This is a genomic window from Pseudoalteromonas sp. Cn5-37 (assembly GCF_021532495.1).
Classification (GTDB): Bacteria; Pseudomonadota; Gammaproteobacteria; order Enterobacterales; family Alteromonadaceae; genus Pseudoalteromonas; species Pseudoalteromonas simplex.
Genome location: NZ_JAKGBA010000001.1, coordinates 336913 through 358118 on the forward strand (window position 1 = coordinate 336913; position 21206 = coordinate 358118).

At 40.3% G+C, this 21206-nt stretch carries 17 protein-coding genes and 1 pseudogene; 5 read left to right on the forward strand and 13 right to left on the reverse strand.

Annotated elements, in window-relative coordinates; all coding sequences use genetic code 11:
- Together L1266_RS01605 and trhO are read right to left on the reverse strand one after the other, a co-directional pair.
- Nucleotides 1-1017, reverse strand: a complete 1017-nt coding sequence (locus L1266_RS01605) for an efflux RND transporter periplasmic adaptor subunit (RefSeq protein ID WP_268841509.1) — start codon at nucleotides 1015-1017, stop codon at nucleotides 1-3.
- 290 nt (nucleotides 1018-1307) lie between these two features.
- Complete coding sequence (gene trhO, locus L1266_RS01610) at nucleotides 1308-2315, reverse strand: oxygen-dependent tRNA uridine(34) hydroxylase TrhO (protein WP_055197229.1); 1008 nt, start codon at nucleotides 2313-2315, stop codon at nucleotides 1308-1310.
- A 199-nt stretch (nucleotides 2316-2514) separates the two neighbouring features.
- On the opposite strand from trhO, the gene L1266_RS01615 reads away from it, so the two are divergent.
- The 5 genes and pseudogenes from L1266_RS01615 to L1266_RS01635 all read left to right on the forward strand — a co-directional run bounded on the left by L1266_RS01615 (nucleotide 2515) and on the right by L1266_RS01635 (nucleotide 8738).
- Entirely contained in the window at nucleotides 2515-3840 is a 1326-nt protein-coding gene (locus L1266_RS01615; RefSeq protein WP_054551932.1) for a DEAD/DEAH box helicase, read from the forward strand.
- 2 nt (nucleotides 3841-3842) lie between these two features.
- Nucleotides 3843-4673: a CvfB family protein gene (locus L1266_RS01620; protein WP_138619464.1), complete on the forward strand. Its 831-nt coding sequence runs from the start codon at nucleotides 3843-3845 to the stop codon at nucleotides 4671-4673.
- A gap of 1095 nt (nucleotides 4674-5768) precedes the next feature.
- Nucleotides 5769-7070 (forward strand): S41 family peptidase, encoded by a 1302-nt coding sequence (locus L1266_RS01625; protein ID WP_235376677.1) that lies wholly within the window; start codon nucleotides 5769-5771, stop codon nucleotides 7068-7070.
- 516 nt (nucleotides 7071-7586) lie between these two features.
- Nucleotides 7587-8392 (forward strand): annotated as a pseudogene (locus L1266_RS01630) (alpha/beta fold hydrolase).
- A gap of 73 nt (nucleotides 8393-8465) precedes the next feature.
- On the forward strand, nucleotides 8466-8738 hold the full coding sequence (locus L1266_RS01635) for a hypothetical protein (RefSeq protein ID WP_235376679.1): 273 nt from the start codon (nucleotides 8466-8468) through the stop codon (nucleotides 8736-8738).
- 524 nt (nucleotides 8739-9262) lie between these two features.
- Here the strand turns inward: L1266_RS01635 and L1266_RS01640 are convergent.
- From L1266_RS01640 to gyrA, 11 genes are all read right to left on the reverse strand, one after another.
- Nucleotides 9263-9541, reverse strand: coding sequence for a hypothetical protein (locus L1266_RS01640; protein WP_235376680.1), 279 nt, complete (start codon nucleotides 9539-9541; stop codon nucleotides 9263-9265).
- A 178-nt stretch (nucleotides 9542-9719) separates the two neighbouring features.
- Entirely contained in the window at nucleotides 9720-10256 is a 537-nt protein-coding gene (locus L1266_RS01645; protein WP_199529662.1) for a DUF7010 family protein, read from the reverse strand.
- 613 nt (nucleotides 10257-10869) lie between these two features.
- Complete coding sequence (pyrF, locus tag L1266_RS01650) at nucleotides 10870-11574, reverse strand: orotidine-5'-phosphate decarboxylase (RefSeq protein WP_235376681.1); 705 nt, start codon at nucleotides 11572-11574, stop codon at nucleotides 10870-10872.
- A gap of 32 nt (nucleotides 11575-11606) precedes the next feature.
- Entirely contained in the window at nucleotides 11607-12743 is a 1137-nt protein-coding gene (lapB, locus tag L1266_RS01655; RefSeq protein ID WP_058585078.1) for a lipopolysaccharide assembly protein LapB, read from the reverse strand.
- Between the two features lie 2 nt (nucleotides 12744-12745).
- On the reverse strand, nucleotides 12746-13027 hold the full coding sequence (locus tag L1266_RS01660) for a lipopolysaccharide assembly protein LapA domain-containing protein (protein WP_054551349.1): 282 nt from the start codon (nucleotides 13025-13027) through the stop codon (nucleotides 12746-12748).
- 20 nt (nucleotides 13028-13047) lie between these two features.
- Complete coding sequence (ihfB, locus tag L1266_RS01665) at nucleotides 13048-13335, reverse strand: integration host factor subunit beta (RefSeq protein ID WP_036968575.1); 288 nt, start codon at nucleotides 13333-13335, stop codon at nucleotides 13048-13050.
- A 65-nt stretch (nucleotides 13336-13400) separates the two neighbouring features.
- Complete coding sequence (gene rpsA, locus L1266_RS01670; RefSeq protein ID WP_054551350.1) at nucleotides 13401-15068, reverse strand: 30S ribosomal protein S1; 1668 nt, start codon at nucleotides 15066-15068, stop codon at nucleotides 13401-13403.
- A gap of 98 nt (nucleotides 15069-15166) precedes the next feature.
- Nucleotides 15167-15874, reverse strand: coding sequence for a (d)CMP kinase (gene cmk, locus L1266_RS01675; RefSeq protein ID WP_235376682.1), 708 nt, complete (start codon nucleotides 15872-15874; stop codon nucleotides 15167-15169).
- Nucleotides 15875-15978: 104 nt separating this feature from the next.
- The gene (gene aroA / locus L1266_RS01680; RefSeq protein ID WP_235376683.1) at nucleotides 15979-17259 is read right to left on the reverse strand and encodes a 3-phosphoshikimate 1-carboxyvinyltransferase; all 1281 of its coding nucleotides are present in this window, start codon (nucleotides 17257-17259) and stop codon (nucleotides 15979-15981) included.
- A gap of 2 nt (nucleotides 17260-17261) precedes the next feature.
- Nucleotides 17262-18350, reverse strand: a complete 1089-nt coding sequence (gene serC, locus L1266_RS01685; protein WP_235376684.1) for a 3-phosphoserine/phosphohydroxythreonine transaminase — start codon at nucleotides 18348-18350, stop codon at nucleotides 17262-17264.
- 69 nt (nucleotides 18351-18419) lie between these two features.
- Nucleotides 18420-21116 (reverse strand): DNA topoisomerase (ATP-hydrolyzing) subunit A, encoded by a 2697-nt coding sequence (gene gyrA, locus L1266_RS01690; protein ID WP_138600685.1) that lies wholly within the window; start codon nucleotides 21114-21116, stop codon nucleotides 18420-18422.
- Nucleotides 21117-21206 lie beyond the last annotated feature (90 nt).

Consider the following 21206-nt stretch of genomic DNA (forward strand, 5'->3'; position numbering starts at 1 on the left):
TTACTCCTTGGCTAGCTGCACTTCATTGATGAAATTAAGCTCTTGATTAGGTCTTAGGCGCTGAACGCCTTCTGTCACCAATAAGTCACCTTCGTTTAAGCCACCAGAGACTAGTAAACGCCCTGCTAAACGCTGCTCAATTTTAACATCAACGCGTGTGGCTTTTTTATCGACACTCTTCCATACGTAAGGGCCTGATGCCCCCCACATCATGGCTGCTTCGGGTACTACAGCAAGCTCTTCACCTAGAATATTTATGTGCACACGAAAGCTCATACCCGGCATAAATTGCTGAGCATTATTGTCAAGTTTGGCTTTTGTTCTGAGTGTGCGGGTTTGCGCATTGATACGCGAATCAAGCTCTGCCACCTTAGCCGTGTAAGCTTTATCGCCTAACCAAGGCACCACTTCAACCGATGATTTTTGTTTAAGCACTGAGATAGCGGCTTCTGGGGCATTAAAATTGATATAAAGCTCAGAAATATCATCGATAGTGGCAATGGCTGTTTGGGTTGTGATCCTATCGCCTACTTCGACGTCAGTTAAACCCATAACACCACTGAACGGAGCACGTACTTCACGGTCTTCACGCTCTGTTTTGGCTTGCATTAACTGGACTTTTGCAAGCTCATAAAGTGTTTTCGCATCATCTAAATCACTTTGCGGCACCGCACCACGGGCGTGGCTTTCTTCAAGCCTTTTCATGGTGCGCTCAGCATCTTTTAAAGTAATTTCAGCTTCGATCAACGCTGCTTTTTGTCTACGTGAATCAAGCTCTAATAGTAAGTCACCTTTGGCAACGTTATCGCCTGGTTTAAAGTAAACAGCGGTGACTCTGTCCCCAACGGCTGGGTAAAGAGTGACTGAGTGAATCGCTTCTGCATTACCCACTGCTTTTATCTGTTGTTTAGACTTTTCAACAGACACTGATTCTACAACTACATTAGCCGCCTCAGCGACGGAAACACAACTAATACAGGCAATTAAAGTCCATGTATGTAATTTGCCAATTGTCAAAATTTCACCTAAATAAGAATCGTTTTAATTGTTACGAAGTGTAACAGCTTTGTGATCAATAAAAAGCTGACTTCGTTTAATAAACAATTAGCCAAGGTGAAATAAACCCATACATCGCCTTTGTTTTCTAATTAGAAACGACAATGTGATGAATCGACCTCTTTTAAGTGTGCTTCGCTTGCTATGGACACCTCTACACAATCAGATTGATTAGTTATTTGTTCCTTTTGAATAGGCATAAAAAAACCCCAGACTATGCTGGGGTTTCTATCAATTCATAAAGCTAACAATTACTGTTGGCGCTGTGCTTCTTTTTGCGCTTTTTTGGCTTCTTTACGCTTACGAAGAACTTCTTGCGCTTCGTTACCAATGTGACCTTCACCACGCGCTTGTGCTAATTCGATTTGCTTTTGACGCTCAGCAAAACGGGCACGTTGCTCTTCTGTTAGGCTGTCGTGACAGTGATGACACGATACACCTTCCATGTATTCAGGCTTTTGCTTTTCTTCTTCAGTGATAGGCATACGACACGCATGACATTGGTCGTAAGAGCCTTTTTGTAAATCGTGATTTACCGCTACACGGTTATCAAATACAAAACACTCACCTTCCCACATGGTTTCTTCTTTTGGTACTTCTTCTAAGTACTTAAGAATACCGCCTTCAAGGTGGAATACTTCGTCAAAGCCTTGCTCTTTCATGTACGCAGTTGATTTTTCACAGCGAATACCACCGGTACAGAACATAGCAACTTTCTTGTGCTTTTCTGGGTCTAGGTTTTCTTTCGCCCACGCTGGGAATTCACGGAATGTCTTCGTGTTTGGATCAACCGCATTTTGGAAAGTACCGATCTCAATTTCGTAATCGTTACGTGTATCGATAAGAATCACTTCAGGGTCTGAAATTAATGCATTCCAATCAGCTGGTTTTACGTATGTACCCACTACTTCACGTGGGTCGATACCTTCAACACCCATAGTTACGATTTCTTTTTTCAGTTTTACCTTAGTACGGTAGAACGGGCATTCATCATCATATGACTCTTTAGTCACAATGTTGTCTAGGTTTGGTTGTGAATCTAACCATGCAAGTAGGTTATCGATACCTTCACGTTTAGCAGAAACAGTACCGTTGATACCTTCAGCCGCAAGTAACAAAGTACCGCGTACTTCATTGTCTTCCATTACTTTTAGTAGTGGTTGGCGAATCGCTTCAAAATCAGGAAGGGCTACAAATTTGTAAAGTGCGCAAACAACAAAGTGCTCGCTAGTTACATTGTCTTTATGAACAGCAGTCATGGTTTTACCTTTTGCTTTAAATGCCCATGTGGGGCGTTAACCGAATCGCAAATCCGGCGCATTGAGGGCGCGTATTTTACGCGAATTAGTGATAATTGCAAAAACTGATGCGAAATAGCTGTGTTTTTACTGTCTCCAAGTGAGGCAAGTGCGTTATAATGAACAGGATTTACAAATTTTGCTCATCGGAGATTACGCATTGCATTTTACTGAACTTGGGATTGATACACGCCTCGAAAAACAACTTGCGCATCAAGGCATCACCCAGCCCACTGACATTCAAGCTCACGCGGTACCAACAGCTATCGCAGGCCATGATATTTTTGCACAGTCAAAAACAGGATCGGGCAAAACGCTGGCGTTTTTATTACCTGCTGTACAGCGCGTAATGAAACAAAAAGCACTCAGTAAACGCGACCCTCGCGTTTTAATCGTTGCGCCTACCCGCGAATTAGCAACCCAAGTGTACAGCCAATTAAGGCTATTAATTGCCGGTACAAATATTAGTGCTGTAAAAGTACTGGGTGGTGAAAACTTTAATGACCAAATAAAGGCTCTTCGTAAAGACCCACATTTTGTGGTGGGCACACCAGGGCGTTTAGCTGACCATTTGAGTCAACGCTCATTACAGCTTTCAGGCTTAGAGCTTTTAATTTTTGATGAAGCTGACCGTATTTTAGATTTAGGCTTTACCGATCAAGTTAAAATGATTAACGAGCTTGCTGATCACCGTTTACGCCAAACGTTATTGTTTTCAGCAACCCTTGACCATGCACAAGTTGATGCTTTGTCACGTAACCTTTTACGATCACCAAAACAAATTCTGTTAAGTGCATCAAACGAGCAACATAGTGACATTACTCAGCAACTTTATTTAGCTGATCACTTAGATCACAAAGAAGCCCTACTTGAGCACTTTGTAAAACAAGACAATGTTGGCCAATGCATTATTTTCACCGCAACACGTGCAGATACTCAACGTTTAAGCCAGCTATTAAATGATAAAGGCTTTAAAGCGCAAGCACTTGCGGGTGACTTAACACAGGCAAAGCGCCTTGAAATTATGGATGCCTTTAGCCGTGAAAACTTTAAAATCTTAATCACCACTGATGTTGCATCACGTGGTCTTGATTTATTAAGCGTGACCCACGTAATTAACTTTGACCTACCAAAGCATGCTGAAGAATATGTGCACCGTATTGGTCGTACTGGTCGCGCAGGCTTTAAAGGAACTGCTATTTCATTAGTGGGCCCGAAAGATTGGCCAAGCTACAAAGCAATTAAAGCATTTTTAAATGATGAATTAAGCTTTTTCACCGTTGACGGCCTTGTTGGTAAATTTAAAGGTCTGCGCGAGAAAAAACCAAACACAGTTTGGAAAAAAGCAGAGAAAAAAGTGGCTGCAAAACCTGCAAAACCAAAACGCAAAGCAGCCCCTAAAAAGCCTAAAGCCCCTATTCAAGCACCAATTGATGTAGATGGTTTTGCTCCAATGCGCCGTAAGAAAAAGCCAGAACAGGAATAACAATGAGTATTTTAGGAACCACACAAACCCTTTTCGTTAACGAAATGTCTAACGAAGGTGCTTATTTAGATGGCCGTGATTTAGGCGAAGTATTCTTACCAAGCAAAGAAATTGATTACGAACTAGAAGCTGGCGACAGCGTGCAAGTATTCATTTACCTAGATCACGCAGGTCACCCAACCGGTACCACAAAAAAACCTTTAGCTGAAGTGGGCGAATATGCCCTACTACGTGTTAAAGCAATCAATAGCACCGGTGCGTTTATGGATTGGGGCCTCGAAAAAGACGTACTAGCGCCATACAACGAACAAAAGCCAAAAATGAAAGACGGCTTTTCTTATCTTGTACGCTTATATCTCGATAATGCCAGCCAACGTATTTGTGCATCGAGCAACTTTAATAAATTTTTATCGAAAGAAGAACCAACGTACTCAGTAATGGAAGAAGTTGACTTAATCGTTGCCGGTAAAACAGACCTTGGCTACAAAGTACTTGTAAACGAAGCCCACATTGGCGTTGTTTACTACAACACGGTATTTAAAAAGCTATTTGTTGGCCAGCGCTTAAAAGGCTTTATTCAAAAAGTACGTGAAGACGGCAAAATCGACGTACTACTTGAAAAGCCAGGCATGGGCAAAGTAAACGACTTAGGCGAAAAAATCTTAGCAAAATTAAAAGCAGAAGGCGGCGTACTTCACTTAGGTGATAAGTCAGACCCAGAAGCAATTAAAAAGACTTTCTCAACCAGTAAAGCAAACTACAAAAAAGCCATTGGCGGTTTGTTTAAGCAAGGTTTAATCGAGATTGAAGCAACGTCGATTAGATTGAAATAAGTTGCGAGTTGCGAGTTGCGAGTTGCGAGTTGCGAGTTGCGAGTTGCGAGTTGCGAGTTGCGAGTTGCGAGTTGCGAGTTAACAAGATATTGAATTATCTGAAAGAGTAAAGTGAACGCTTTACTCTTTTTTATTTTTATAGTTTTGATTGCTGTAAATTTTCTAAATCTATTTTGAGTCTTTTTCATTTAAAAGTGAAAGTAGGCATTGTTCAATAAGCTACTTCTCGGTTTAACTGATTTCAGCCCCAAAACGAGTTAACGTAAATGCTCTAAGGGCGGCTATGAGCTATCAGATACATTTTTATTCATCTAATGATATTGGCTCTACTCCATAATCAGATATTCCACTAGCTTTTATGTTGGTGATGACATAAATAACTGTATTAATATACTGTTTTGTTGCTCTCCCATAGTCAAGAAAATGAGCTACGAGCTAATATTCTTTTTATGAATACCTTAGGCGTCAATAAAAATATTATAGTTGGCAATGCACTACGTTATTTGTTAAAAATAAATTCATTAATACATGCGTGAAACATCGGCACAAAGATGCGCGGCGAGCGCACTAGAAAATTGTTAGGGCACTATGTGATTCCTCACCATATTTTTAATCGTCGCTATTGCAGGCTGCTCTTCTAGCCTAAAGTCATAGATGATGCTGACTCCAGTGAAGGTATTGTAATAATGAGCCGAAATGCAGAGATAATATTGACAAAAGTAGCCTCATATCCTTCTAGAAGTTATTCATTTTATTTTGAAGAAATTAATAAGTTTTCGGGTAAATATTGTGGCAGCAATTATGAAGTTACTCTGAGAGATGACATGATTGTTGACATTAACTACGAATGTCGGTCTGGTGGTTGCGGAGAGACACTAAATCAAGCATATGTTTTTTAAATAACGTGCCCTAACAAGGCCTTAAAGTCGGATTCGTAACAGTTGGCTCGGTTCCGCTTCGCTTCACAGTTTAGCCAACTATTACTCACCGCTTAGGGCGGCGTTAGCAATTTAATTTAGCATTTAAAAAATCTTTTAACCCCTTTTGGTGTGTTCGAACGTTATTAAAAAACAATAATTAAAATTTCAGGAAAATATGAACAATAAAGTCTTTAAACCCCTCATCGTTAGCTCACTCGTTCTATGCAATTATGTCAGCGCTGCAGATTGTCATGATGTGTCACAAAATATTGCCAAACAACTTGAAGATAACTACGTCATTGAAAATACAGCAACAAGGTTAGCTCAGTTAATACGTTCGCAAGTATTTTTATCTGGTTGTGAACGTCAAAAGTCATCTGAAGATATTGCTGAATTTATGACCTTGGAATTAAACAAGATTGCAAATGATAAACATCTTTCTGTTGTTTATGATCCAAATTGGGTTAGTGAATTGAAAGACTATCGTTCGTCAGCACAAACTGAGGCGTTTGCTGATAGTCGTGTCATGGAGACTCCTATAGACAACTATGGTTTTAAAAAGGTTGAATTGCTTGATGGCAATATTGGTTACCTCGATATAAGAGCTTTCTCTGACAGTCACTTAGGAGGTGAGACGCTTGAAAATGCGATGAAATTTTTACAGCATGCCGATGGTATCATTATTGATTTAAGGAACAATTATGGCGGTAGTCCATTTATGGTGACTTCCTTAGCAAGTTACTTCTTTGACCTAGATACAGTCCATTTATCAACTTTTGAAAGCCGTGAAAACGGTGTGTTAACTCAAACGCAAGATTGGACTTCGCCATATGTACCTGGTCCTAGGTTTAAAGATACTCCACTTTATATCCTCACCAGCAGTAATTCTGCATCCGCTGCAGAAGGCTTTAGCTATTCAATGCAAAGTTTGAATAGAGCAACCATTGTTGGAGAGGTAACTGCTGGCGCCGCTCATGGTAGAAGTACTGAAATAGTAAATAATGATTATATTCTCACTTTACCATCCACACGACCTGTAGATCCAAGAACAAATGACAACTGGGAAAGAAAGGGGGTGAAACCAAATATTGAAACAAATAGTGATAATGCATTTTATGTTGCTTATGCAGAGGTGCTTAATTCCTTAATCAAAAGTAATAGTAAAAACCTTGGTTTGCATCAATGGGTCTATCCATTGGTTAAAGCAAAATCGAGCCAATACCAGCCAAGTCAGAGTGATTTCAATCAGATAGTAGGTACGTTTGGAGAGCGCAAGATATTCCAAAAAAGTGGTAAACTCTTTTATCAATATTCAAATGATCCGGCGTTTGAAATTGAGTTACTTGATAAAAAGACAATTGTTTTTAAAGCGTTTACTGAAGCAAGACTGCAAGCAATATATAAAAATAAGCAAGTCATTGCATTGAAAATGCTCTCTTTGGGTGAGGATGAAAGAGTGTTTCAGAGAACGATGTAAAAATTGCTAACAAGGCTGTTAACACGGACAAAAAATATTTGGCTTTGATTGTACCTAACAAAATTCTAGCCAACTATTTTTAGCTGGTTACAACGGCGTGAAGATCCGCTTTTGGCACAGAGTTATCCTTCGGCGCTAAATTATTTCTGTCCATCGGCGAGTTAAAATATAGCTCGCCTTTGCCCCAAAACGAGCTAGCGAAAATGCTTAAAATCAGTTATTAAGAACTCAGATTGCGGCTTCTAAACGAGTAAAAAATATAATTGCTTATTAAGGCAAATTTAGGTGTAATGAGTACATAATAAGCGCTGAGCAATGCAGGGAAAGCATACATAACACTAGCTAAGCTGATTAAATTAGCTACGAAAGTGAGAACCACCAAAAAGCAAATTCCCATAGCATAAACAACACCAACTCTGTCACACCAAGCAGGTAGCGGCTCAGTCCAACAAGCGATTATGCAACACAGACTGCGTGTCGCATAAATACTAAAATGTTAGTGTTTAAGGAGAATAAATGAAATCTGCGTGGTTGCTTTTTAGTCTTTTTGTTCCAGTGGTTGTTTTTGCCAAGCCTAGTTTCGTCACGGTAAATGGATATGATGTCGAATACGAGATGTCTGGTAATGGCAAACATACCGTATTCTTAGAGGCTGGAGGTTCAGCAGGTTTATCTGATTGGGACCCTATTTTCAAAAGTCTTGCCAAAAACACTCGTGTTATTCGTTACTCTCGGATTGGAAACGGTGGCTCAGAGCACGTTGTGAAGAATTATAGCTCTGAGGAGTATGCTGAAGAGGCCCGTTTAGTTCTTGAAGCTCTTCACATTAAAAAACCAGTAGTTTATGTGGCCCATTCATATGGCGCTTACATCGCTAGACGCTTTGCTGCTACCTATCCGAATGGATTTCCGGGTTAATGCTAGTTGAGCCAGCTTCAGAACATGATGTTGATATTATGAGAAGAATTGATCTTACTAAAGCAGAAAAAGAAATTGCTCAAGTGAAACTGGACGATATGAAAAACGGAATGTCTAACCAATACCTAGATTTCTGGGCTAAACGACCACTGCCCAGTTATCCTGAAATACAGGACATTCCTGTAACAGTCATTGCATCAATAAAAAAATATGAAAATCCTCCATTACTCTTTTTTACAGATGAAGCTCGGGAAATGTGGGGAGAATTACACTCTGAATGGGCATACGCATTTCCACAAGGAAAGGCTGTATTAACAAACAAGAGTTACCATTTCCCACAGAAAGATGAGCCAGATATGGTCGTTCAGGAAGTCTTCGACTTGTTGGGGAGAATTAATCACTAACAAGTGCAGTCAGCGGATTCGCTTCGCTCTCCGCTGCTGCAAGCGTTGGTACTCAGGTGAAAGTGAGGTAAAATTGAAGCGTAGTGTTCAGTTTAAAATATATTTAGGTTTGTTATTGTTATGTATCATAGGCTTCCAATTCCAAGTGACTACCGTTGATGACTTCTTTGTTAACCCCGTTTATATCGGTAGCATGGTGCTTGCTATTCTATTAGTAATTAAAGCGTTGGGTTATACCTGCCAAAAATGCTCACGAAATCAAATTGTACTAGGCTTTTTCAAATATCGTTTACCAACGTCAAAGTGTTACAACTGCGGTCACGATATTGATCAACATCGCACTTAACAAAACAAATTAAATGGTGAACAAAAAACAGTTAGCTACCTCACAAATTATAGCCAACTATTTTTTATCGTTTATTTGCGGCGTTATCTTTCGAAGTGCTAAATGGTTTCTGTCCAAAAACGAGTTGGCTCGATCATCAGATTTTCGCTTGTAGATAACCTAGAGTATTTTTCAAATTGCCAACAAACAAAAAGAGCATTGTATAACGCGCGATATAAATCACGCATACAATGCTCTTTAAAGACTATTTTAAAATAACGAGGTTATTTTAGTTAATCGTTAATTTCTTTTTGTGTTGCAACTGGGTATGCCGGTTGGGTGATTGGGCGGCCTACAACTAAATAGTCGCTGCCATCTTCAACGGTTTCTCCTAAAACCTTAATTAGAAGATTACTATTTTTTCAATAGCAAAATAAGTTTATAAGTAGCATCACATGGGCAAAATACTAATTCGAACTTACCGCAAATAGGACTCTGACTATCTATCAGTTCATTACTCAAGCCCACCGTTATACATTAACTTCTTATACATATTGGAATTGATGGGCAACATACAAAATAACAGCTGCGCTTAGCCAGCACAATAAAGCCAGTCCTAGGTTTTTAAAAGCCTCTTTTTTATGTGAAATCGCAATTGAATTGAAGAAGTTATTAGTTAGAAATAAAAATGGGAAACATCTAACAAGCAATGGATGAGAACAATTTTCTAATGATTTACTAAACTCAGAGACTGAATTAACAGAAAAAATTACAAACCCAATAAGGAGTGGAATTACTAAAATTGCGAGAAGAAATTTTTCCATGTACTAATATTTTCCTTACGAATAACCTTGAAGCATATTCACTGCCACGGCCGAGCTTAATATTTGTGATACAACCCGTGCTATAACGCCCCAATAAGGGGAAATTTATAGTTTGCTAAATAAAATAGTTGAGCGGGGCGAAAACAGTACACTGTAAATTTCCATCTTGATTGGCTTGCTATGTGCTTGCTATATCCCTAGTTAACATTTGATAAATACTAATTAAATAAGTCACAACGATAACACAAGAGATAGCTAAAATACTGCTGTTAGGAAATAAATACCAAGCTGCTACAATTAAAATGCTTCTTAACACAGCATGTATTAAGCCAACAGGATGGTTAACGATCCAAGAATAAACTACCCAATGAAGTCCTAAGCCAACGCCTAAACTCAAAGGAACAAATTCAGGTGCATTTAAAAGTAATGGTATATGGACAGCCCAAAGAAGATTAACCATAATTATGCATAAGCCCATTAGTTTTGCTAAAGGGTTAGATGAGGAAACTAAGTTCTCTTTTCTAAATTTAGCAATTAATAAAGCTATAGGAAAAATACCGCCTGTTGCAAAAAGTAGAATATATATAGAAATATTTGCGCTAAATTGTGTACTTAAAAGCCCAACTAAACCCCAAATAATGGCTCCAGCAACCGGCATTGAAATAGATCTGTTTGAAGATTGTTCAAATTCTTTTCTATATCCATCTAATGTCAAATTACTTTCTCCTCGCTTGAGTTATGCTCAGACTTATTAAAGCACATAACAACATTTTACCAAAAATACCGATAAACACTCGCAAGTGATTACCCTAATCTAAGTAAATATATATTTAAATTTATAATAACATTATCAACTTACTAACTTCTGAGATGGGTGGCAATAAAAATTCGTCACCCCAATACCGAGAATTTACTTAATCGAGAATCAATATTTTTCATTAAACGAGAATAGCAGAGCAAAATAGATTAAAAGTCAGTTACTTAATTCTAAAAAAAGGTAAAGCGAAAATTCAAGAATTTTACATACCGAGAATAAGGCATGTAATTTAACTACCATGAATTATGACAGTTAAAAAACAGTGTTTAACTAATTTATAAACACTCATTATTTGCAAATGATCAAAATGGAATACGTATTGACCATAACTATGTTTTCCTACTTGCACAAAAACATCTTACATCGGGCTAAAGCTGAGACCTTAACATTAACACGCTTAATATGTTTTCTTTCGCTGACTTAAGCTAGCCATACAAAAAGAGCACTGTATTTAGCGCGATATAAATCACACATACAATGCTCTTTAGAAACTATTTTAAAATAATGAAGGTTATTTTAGTGAGTCGTTAATTTCTTTTAGTGTTGCAACTGGGTCTGCCGATTGGGTGATTGGGCGGCCTACAACTAAATAGTCGCTGCCATCTTCAACGGCTTGTTTTGGTGTCATGATGCGCTTTTGATCGCCTGCATCGCTGCCTGCTGGGCGAATACCCGGAGTAACCAGTTTAAAGTCTGCGCCAAGTTCTGCTTTTAGCTTTTTCGCTTCTTGTGCTGAGCACACTACCCCATCAAGGCCTGATTCTTTGGCAAGTTTTGCTAGGTAAATCACTTGCTCTTCAGGTGTTTTATCTACACCTAAACGAGTAAGCTCTGCGGCATCCATACTGGTTAGTACAGTTACTGCAATCAGTAATGGAGCATCATCACCAAACTGCTCTAAAGCTTGTTTTGCTTTGGTCATCATTTCAACGCCGCCAGAGGCATGCACGTTAACCATCCATACACCCATTTTTGCAGCTGCTGTCACAGCTTTAGCCACTGTGTTTGGAATATCATGAAATTTTAGGTCTAAGAATACATCAAAACCTAAGTCGATTAGTTCCTTAACAAAGCTAGGACCAAAATACGTGAACATTTCTTTGCCTACTTTAAGGCGACACGTATCAGGCAATAATTGCTTTACAAACGCAAGAGCTGTTTGTTGATCATCATAATCAAGGGCAATTAATACTTTTTTTGAATCTTCGACAGACATAACTTTCCTAAAAACTAATGGACTAATATGAATTAAAAACCGTCTATGCCACGGCTTGGAACAATTGTTTCCCAGTGCTTACAAGATGGACATACCCAATAAATGGTATGACTGGTAAAGCCACAGTGTTGGCACTGAAAATCAGGTTTGGTTGCGATATAAGACGTAACTAACTTATCGATTTGATCGAGTACATCTTTAATATCGTTGTTTTGTTTAGCAAGTAGCTGTAATAAAAAGCTAAAGCCACGAATAGTCGGATGACGCTTTAAACTATCCGTTAAAAATTTAATTGCTTGCTCGATGTGGCCTTGTTCAAGTAAAGCTTGGCAATGTTTTATTTTTATTAATACGCCACCTTTATCGAGCAGTTCATTGAGTAATTCGTAAAACTGATGCGTTAAATTAAGTTTTTGATAACTGAGCGCCAATTCTTCAATAAATACCGGCGCAAAAAACGTAAATTGGCTAATCAGCTCTCGCCAATAGTAAATTGCTTTTACATAATCTTCTTTGGTGAAAGCACTGTGACCAAGCTCATACAATGGGCGAATAGCTTTATGGTTTAAGCTAATAGCTTTACGCATAATTTGCGTATCATTGTCTTGTAAGGCTGCTTCACAGTAAAAATTTGCAATCGCTTTTACATGCTGAGGTTTAGTGAACAACTCACTGTGGGCCTCGTACATGTTAATGCCCTTTTCCCATTCACGGGTTTGTGAATAAAGATTAATAATAGGCTCTAACGCTTCTTTATAGCCTGCCTTAACAAGCCATACTAAATGCTCTTCTGCACCATCTAACAAGCCTGCCATAATGTAATCTTCAGCAAGTTCTAAGCGGCTGGTTGCAGCTTGTTGCTCATCAAGACTTGGATGTTTTAATAGCAGCTCATGAATTTTAATGGCGCGGTCAAGTTCGCCACGGCGGCGGAACATAGTGGCTAGCGTTGAATAGTGTTCAACAGAATCAGCGGCAACTTCGAGTAGATTAATAAGATGCTCTAAGCCTTGGTCTTCTTCTCTGTCTAAGAGAAATTTAAGGCCTTTAGAATATTCAGAGGTAATTTGGCGATTAAGCTGATGAGCTTGGTTTTTAGCGCTGTTTTTACCCATTATCCAACCGTAACCGGCTGCAACGGGTAAAAGTAAAAACAGAAGCTCAATCATGATTAGGTGTCTTTATTAGCAACAAGCTTTTTATTGTTTTTTTCAGGCGCTAATTTTTTCTTTAAGCGATAATTTTGCCACTTTAACTGAGAAAACAGTGTAAAGCTTATAAAACAACCAATTGCGACACCTAAAATAAAGCAGATACTTATTACTACAGCTAAGGGCAAAGTATTACTCGCGATTAAATAATTGATTTGCACCAATTGTGGATTCTGTGAACCAAGTACAAACGCAATAAATAAACACAGCGCAATTAATACAATTTTTAATACCCTAAACAAGTAACTACTCCTGTATAAAACTAGGCAATACTCGCATTTACGCGGTCACGTAATTCTTTACCTGGTTTAAAATGTGGTACGTGCTTACCGTCTAACTCAACTGTTTCGCCAGTCTTTGGATTACGACCTGTGCGAGGAGAACGATAATGCAATGAGAAACTTCCAAAGCCACGGATCTCGATGCGATCTGAGCTAGATAATGAACCGGCCATTTGTTCAAGAATTTCTTTAACGGCATTTTCAACATCTTTCACAGGGATGTGTGCGTGTTGCTCGGCAAGTTGTTCTATCAATTCTGACTTAGTCATAGCGTTTCCTTAAAGAGTGGTAAAGGAAGGGCAAAACTGCCCTTCCAATTTTAAAAGACTAGATATTAGTCTTTTTGAGCATTTTTGAATGCTGCAGCCATAGCGTTTTCGAACGCTGGCTCTTCTTTCTTAAGCTTCTCTAGTACTTCTTTCTCTTCTGCTTCGAAAAGAGCTTTAACAGATAAGCTTAAAGTGCGGTTCTTACGATCAACACCAACGTATTTCGCTTCGATTTCGTCGCCTGCAGAAACTACAGTAGTAGCATCTTCAACACGCTCTTGAGCGATATCAGCTACACGGATGTAACCTTCAACGCCTTCGATTAGCTCAACAGTTGCGCCTTTCGCATCAACTTCAGTCACTTTACCTTTAACAATAGCACCTTTTTTGTTTGCGTCCAGGTAGTTATTGAATGGGTCAGCTTCGATTTGTTTAACACCTAGAGAGATACGCTCACGCTCTGGGTCAACTTGTAATACGATAGCAGTGATTTCGTCGCCTTTCTTGAATTCACGTACAGCTTCTTCGCCTGGCGTGTTCCAAGAAATGTCTGAAAGGTGTACAAGACCGTCAATACCGCCTTCAAGACCGATGAAGATACCGAAGTCAGTGATTGATTTGATCTTACCAGTAACTTGGTCGCCTTTGTTTTGTAGACGAGCAAATTCTTGCCATGGGTTAGCAATACATTGCTTAAGACCAAGAGAAATACGACGACGCTCTTCGTCGATTTCAAGAACCATAACTTCAACAGTGTCACCTAGTGAAACAACTTTTGAAGGGTGGATGTTCTTGTTAGTCCAATCCATTTCAGAAACGTGTACAAGACCTTCTACGCCTTCTTCGATTTCAACGAAACAACCGTAGTCAGTAAGGTTAGTTACACGACCAGAAAGTTTAGAACCTTCTGGGTAACGACCAGCGATAGCTGCCCATGGATCTTCGCCAAGCTGTTTAAGGCCTAGAGATACACGAGTCTTTTCTTTGTCGAATTTAAGAACTTTAACTGCGATTTCGTCGCCAACATTAACGATTTCTGAAGGGTGCTTAACACGCTTCCACGCCATGTCTGTGATGTGTAGTAGACCGTCAACACCACCAAGGTCAACGAACGCACCGTAGTCAGTAAGGTTCTTAACGATACCTTTAACTTCTTGACCTTCAACAAGGTTAGCAAGAAGTTCTTCACGCTCTTGTGAGTTCTCTGATTCGATAACTGCACGGCGAGAAACAACAACGTTGTTACGTTTTTGGTCAAGCTTGATTACTTTGAACTCAAGCTCTTTACCTTCAAGGTGAGTTGTGTCACGTACTGGACGAACATCAACAAGTGAACCAGGTAGGAAGGCACGGATTGAATCAACTTCAACAGTGAAACCGCCTTTAACTTTACCGTTGATAACACCAGTAACAGTCTCTTGCTCTTCACATGCTTTTTCTAAGCGGATCCACGCTTCGTGACGCTTCGCTTTCTCACGAGAAAGGATAGTTTCACCGAAACCGTCTTCGATTGCGTCTAAAGCAACATCTACTTCGTCGCCAACAGCAACTTCTAGTTCACCAGCAGCATTTTTGAATTGCTCAGCAGGGATTGCACTTTCAGATTTAAGACCAGCATCAACAAGTACGATGTTGTTCTCGATTGAGATAACAGTACCTTTAACGATAGAGCCTTGCTCTGCTTCAAAACCCTTAAGGCTTTCTTCAAATAACTGCGCAAAATTTTCTGACATTATACGTCTCTAAATAATTAAATAACCAATTAGCAACCATGCTGCATGGGGTTGTTAAAATAGCACTGGCTTCCTGCCGGCACCTTAATAAATTACTTTTAAGCTTTTGGAAGCTTTCCTGCAAGTACGGCTTCGTCGAGTAAAGTTACTACTTTATCAAACACTTGCATTGCATTAAGCTCGCTAGTATCGAGCTCAATGGCGTCTTCTGCAGGAACAAGCGGCGCAACTTCACGCGTCATATCACGGTGATCGCGAGCTTTTATGTCCTCAAGTAGACCACTTAGTGTAACATCAAGACCGCGTTCGTTCAACTCAGCAAAGCGACGACGAGCGCGCTCTTCAGCTGATGCGGTTAAATAAATCTTCAATGGTGCATCTGGAAACACAACTGTTCCCATGTCACGACCATCGGCAATTAAGCCGCTCTCAGTACGAAACGCACGTTGACGACGTAATAATGCTTCTCTCACCCGTGGTAATGCAGCAATTTTTGATGCCGCAGCACCCACTTCTTCGTTACGAATTGTGGTTGTGACGTCCTCGCCTTCCAAGACAATTTTAGAAGTATGCGTTTGGCTATCGACCAAAAACTGTACATCTAAGTTTGCAGCTAGCGGAACTAGCGCATCTTCAACATCTAGTTCAATTTGATGATGAAGCGCTGCAAGTGACAGCACACGGTAAATCGCTCCACTGTCTAATACATCCCAACCTAATTTCTCGGCTAACAAGCGACAAACAGTTCCTTTACCTGAACCACTTGGGCCATCGATGGTGATTACGGGCATTGATAACGCCTGCATTTATAACCTCCTGCAATGCACACCAAAATAAAACCGCGATATTATACGCCAGTTCTTGAAATAGATCCGCATTTAGAATGTAACTTTTTATATTTTCTTCTGTTTTATTGACTTGAGACAGACTCTAGTACTTTGAAAAACGTTGGAAAAGTTTTGTATGTACACTTAGGATCGTTAATGGTTATCGGCTTTCCGCCAACGGCAACCATTGCAAAACACATGGCAATACGATGATCGTTATAGGTATCAATCGCTACATCGTTAAAAGTGTCTGGTGGTGTAATTTCGATGAAATCTTCACCTTCAACCACTTCTGCACCAACTTTACGAAGCTCTGTCGCCATGGCATATAAGCGATCTGTTTCTTTGACACGCCAGTTATAGATATTACGAATTGCTGTTTTACCTTTTGCAAAAAGTGCAACAGTGGCGAGTGTCATTGCCGCATCAGGGATTGCATTGGCATCAATATCAACCGCGTTTAGCTCGCCTTTACGAACCACCAGCTTTTCATCGTACCAATCGATTTTGGCGCCTACTTGCTCCATAACTTTGGCAAAACCAATATCACCTTGAACAGATGCCGCACCTACCCCGTTAATTTCAATTTCGCCACCTGCTATTGCAGCCGCCGCAACAAAATAAGAGGCGCTTGATGCATCACCTTCAACCATAATGCGCTCAAGTGCTTGATACTGCTGACAGCCTTTAACGTAAAATGTTTCGTAATTGTCATGGCTTACAGTAACGCCAAAGCGCTTCATTACATCTAGGGTAATATCAATGTATGGCTTTGATACTAGCGTGCCTTTAATGGTGATTTCTGTATCGCCATTAAATAATGGCGCTGCCATTAGTAACGCTGTTAAAAACTGGCTAGAAATGCTGCCATCAATTTCAACTTTACCACCGTTGATTTTGCCGCCTTTTATGGCCAGTGGTGGATAATCTTTATGCTTAAGGTATTCAACATCACCACCCAGTACTTGCAGTGCATCTACCAAATGGCCGATTGGGCGCTCTTCCATACGAGGCTCACCCACTAACTGGTACTCGCCTTCTACAGCAGCTAAAACGGCTGTTAGTGGACGATAAGCAGTTCCGGCATTACCTAAAAATAGCGGCTCACTCGGAGTTTTAAATTTACCTGCAACACCCTCTACGGTGGCCACTGTTTTATCTTCATTTAGCGATACATTTACCCCTAAAAGATTTAATGCACCTAACATGTGACGAATGTCATCACTGTCTAGTAGGTTTTCAACAACCGTTGTGCCCTCTGCAAGAGCAGCTAGTAACAAGATACGGTTTGATAAGCTTTTTGAGCCTGGTAGTGTCACACTACCATTTACCTTTGTAATCGGTTCAAGACGAAGCTGTTCCATAATTAGCTGTTCTCCTTGGCGAATTTTTCCATAAAATTAACCAAGGCTTGAACACCTTCAAGTGGCATCGCATTATAAATGCTTGCGCGCATACCACCGACAATACGGTGGCCTTCAAGGGCTAATAAGCCTACTTCTTTTGATTCACTAATGAATTTATCATTCAGTGATTCGTCGTTTAGCCAAAATGGTACGTTCATTCGCGAACGGCAATGCTTAGCAACTTTGTTGCTGTAAAAATCTGAGCTATCAATGTAGCTGTAAAGAAGTTCTGCTTTTGCGATGTTTTGTTCTTCCATCGCTTTAACGCCGCCATTTGCTTCAAGCCATTCAAATACTTCAGCAGCTAAGTACCACGCAAATGTCGGTGGGGTGTTATACATGCTGCCTTGTTTTGCTTCTAAGGCGTAATCAAGAATACCTGGCTTTGCAAGACCTTCACGCTCAAGAAGCGTTTTGCGAACAATAACAATCGATAAACCAGACGGGCCGATATTCTTTTGTGCGCCAGCGTAAATAAGATCAAACTGATTTACGTCAAACTCGCGCGATAAAATAGTCGATGACATATCAGCCACAATAGGTGCTGATGGGTGTGATGGTACGTCAAAAATTTCAATGCCATCTACGGTTTCATTCGGACAATAGTGAATGTAAGACGCATCAGCAGGTAATTCCCAGCTGCTTGCTGGTTTTATAGAGAACTGGCCATTTTGCTGCTCATCATCACGTACATTGATGCTTTCAACTGCAGTGAATTTTGCCGCTTCTGAAGTAGCCCCTTTAGACCATACACCGTTTTCACAGTATACAGCTGGCTTATCATCAAGGTGAAGATTCAGTGGCACAGCACTGAATTGACCACGGCCACCGCCGTGCATAAATAACACTTCAAACTCATCGCTAATATTCATTAAACGACGCAGGCTTGCTTCACATTTAGTGGTAAGCGCTAAAAAGTCGCTGCTGCGATGGCTAATTTCCATCACAGAGACACCTAAACCTTGCCAATCTATAAATTCTTTTTGTGCTTTTTGCATAACTGTCGGCGGTAGCATTGCCGGTCCTGCACAAAAATTATACTTAGTCATTACTTTGCCTCATTCCAGTAATTATAGTGCGGATAAAAAAAGCGGCCGAAGCCGCTTTTTAAATCAATGTTATTCTGAAGGTGGGTTATCACCCGTTTCTTCAGTATTGGTATCGACTACTTCAACGGCCTCGCCTTCGATGGCTTCTAGCTCATCAACTTCGATTTCTTCGATACGTTGTAAACCAACTACTTGCTCTTCGTCAATAGTTCGTATCAAAATAACGCCTTGAGTATTACGACCAACCGTAGAAACCTCGTTTACACGGGTACGTACTAAGGTACCGCGATTCGAGATAATCATGATTTCGTCGTTATCGTCAACTTGTACTGCACCAACCACAGCGCCATTACGTTCGCTTACTTTGATTGATACAACACCTTGTGTTGCACGGCTCTTCGATGGGTAATCTTCAAGTGCTGTACGCTTACCGTAACCGTTTTCTGTCACAGTTAGGATTGCACCATCTGACTTAGGTACGATTAACGACACAACGCGTTGGTCGTCAGCCATCTTAATACCACGAACACCTGTTGCTGTACGACCCATTGGACGTACACCTTTGAAGCGGATTTCTGGGTTACCGTTTTCGTCTAGAACTGGGTTACCGTTTTCATCAACAACTGCTGACTCTTCTGCTTCTTTAAAGCGAACAACTTTACCAGCATCAGTGAATAGCATGATTTCATTCGTGCCATCAGTGATATCAACACCAATTAGGCTATCGCCTTCATTTAGGTTAACAGCGATGATACCGCTCGCACGTTGACGGCTGTATGCTGTAAGTGGTGTTTTCTTAACTGTACCAAACGCAGTTGCCATGAAGATGTATTTATCTTCTTCGTACTCACGTACTGGTAAGATAGCAGTAATACGCTCATCAGCTTCAAGAGGTAATAAGTTAACAATTGGCTTACCACGCGCTGCACGGCTTGCTAATGGTAACTGATATACTTTCAACCAGTATAAGCGACCTGCTGTTGAGAAACATAAGATTGTATCGTGCGTGTTAGCAACTAATAGACGTTCGATGAAGTCTTCATCTTTCATCTTCGTTGCTGACTTACCTTTACCACCACGACGCTGTGCTTCGTAATCCGATAATGGTTGATACTTAACGTAACCTTCGTGAGAAAGCGTTACAACAACGTCTTCTTCATTGATTAGGTCTTCAAGGCTAATATCGTGAGCTGCTGCACTGATTTCAGTGCGACGTTCGTCACCATATTGCTCTTTAATTTCTACTAGCTCATCGCGGATAACTTCCATTAGACGCTCTGGGCTTGAAAGAATATGTAAAAGCTCAGCAATTAAATCAAGAAGTGTTTGATACTCGTCTAAGATCTTCTCATGCTCAAGACCTGTTAGTTTATGTAAACGTAAGTCTAGAATTGCTTGTGCTTGTTGCTCAGATAAATAGTACTGACCGTCACGGATACCTAAATCAGCCGCTAACCAATCAGGACGTGCTACGTTATCTTCACCTGCTTTTTCAAGCATTGCTTTAACAGTGCCTAGTTCCCAAGAACGTGCTGTTAGTGCCGCTTTTGCTTCTGCTGGTGTTGGTGACTTACGAATTAGTTCGATAATTGGGTCGATATTCGCAAGGGCAATCGCTAAACCTTCAAGCGTGTGAGCACGGTCACGGGCTTTACGTAAATCAAATACAGTACGACGTGTAACAACTTCACGACGGTGTACGATAAACGCTTCAAGCATTTCTTTTAAGTTGAAACACTTAGGTTGGTTGTTATCCAGTGCAACCATGTTCATACCAAACACAGTTTGTAACTGAGTTTGTGCATATAGGTTGTTTAAGATTACTTCACCAACATCACCACGTTTGATTTCGATAACGATACGCATACCGTCTTTATCTGATTCGTCACGTAGTGCGCTAATACCTTCAATCTTCTTATCTTTAACAAGCTCTGCGATCTTTTCGATAAGGCGTGCTTTGTTAACTTGATAAGGGATTTCGTGAACGATGATTGTTTCACGACCGGTTTTTTCGTCAACTTCGATTTCAGCGCGAGCGCGGATATATACTTTACCACGGCCGGTTAAGTACGCTTGCTCAATGCCTTTTTTACCATTGATAATCGCCGCAGTCGGGAAATCTGGACCTGGGATATATTCAATAAGGTCAGCAATTGACATATCAGGGTTTTGAATAAGCGCTAAACAACCATTGATAACTTCTGTTAAGTTATGAGGTGGAATGTTCGTCGCCATACCAACCGCGATACCCGAAGAACCATTTACTAATAAGTTAGGTACTTTTGTAGGTAATACGTCAGGAATTTGCTCAGTACCGTCGTAGTTCGGTACGTAATCAACCGTTTCTTTTTCTAAATCAGCTAATAATTCATGTGACATTTTCGCCATACGGACTTCCGTATAACGCATTGCTGCCGCAGAGTCACCGTCAACAGAACCAAAGTTACCTTGGCCGTCAACAAGCATATAGCGTAATGAGAAAGGCTGCGCCATACGAACGATGGTGTCATATACCGCGCTGTCGCCATGTGGGTGGTACTTACCGATTACATCACCAACAACACGTGCTGATTTCTTGTAAGGTTTATTCCAATCATTATTGAGTTCGTTCATTGCGAATAAAACGCGGCGGTGAACTGGCTTTAAGCCGTCGCGTACGTCTGGCAATGCACGTCCTACGATTACACTCATCGCGTAATCAAGGTAGGAATTTTTTAATTCATCTTCAATATTGACTGGCAGAATTTCATTGGCGAGATCAGTCATTTGATTTCACATTCCTTCAGTATTGACTCATTAAGAGGCAAACCGCCGTCTTAAGAGCTTTAGTTATTATTTCCAGACCATGCTATCACA

Excerpts from the sequence above, each read along its gene's own strand:
- trhO (WP_055197229.1), bottom strand. The coding sequence starts at position 2,315 with ATGACTGCTGTTCATAAAGACAATGTAACTAGCGAGCACTTTGTTGTT.
- L1266_RS01620 (WP_138619464.1), top strand. The coding sequence starts at position 3,843 with ATGAGTATTTTAGGAACCACACAAACCCTTTTCGTTAACGAAATGTCT.
- L1266_RS01625 (WP_235376677.1), top strand. The coding sequence starts at position 5,769 with ATGAACAATAAAGTCTTTAAACCCCTCATCGTTAGCTCACTCGTTCTA.
- L1266_RS01640 (WP_235376680.1), bottom strand. The coding sequence starts at position 9,541 with ATGGAAAAATTTCTTCTCGCAATTTTAGTAATTCCACTCCTTATTGGG.
- pyrF (WP_235376681.1), bottom strand. The coding sequence starts at position 11,574 with ATGTCTGTCGAAGATTCAAAAAAAGTATTAATTGCCCTTGATTATGAT.
- lapB (WP_058585078.1), bottom strand. The coding sequence starts at position 12,743 with ATGATTGAGCTTCTGTTTTTACTTTTACCCGTTGCAGCCGGTTACGGT.
- ihfB (WP_036968575.1), bottom strand. The coding sequence starts at position 13,335 with ATGACTAAGTCAGAATTGATAGAACAACTTGCCGAGCAACACGCACAC.
- rpsA (WP_054551350.1), bottom strand. The coding sequence starts at position 15,068 with ATGTCAGAAAATTTTGCGCAGTTATTTGAAGAAAGCCTTAAGGGTTTT.
- cmk (WP_235376682.1), bottom strand. The coding sequence starts at position 15,874 with ATGCAGGCGTTATCAATGCCCGTAATCACCATCGATGGCCCAAGTGGT.
- aroA (WP_235376683.1), bottom strand. The coding sequence starts at position 17,259 with ATGGAACAGCTTCGTCTTGAACCGATTACAAAGGTAAATGGTAGTGTG.
- serC (WP_235376684.1), bottom strand. The coding sequence starts at position 18,350 with ATGACTAAGTATAATTTTTGTGCAGGACCGGCAATGCTACCGCCGACA.
- gyrA (WP_138600685.1), bottom strand. The coding sequence starts at position 21,116 with ATGACTGATCTCGCCAATGAAATTCTGCCAGTCAATATTGAAGATGAA.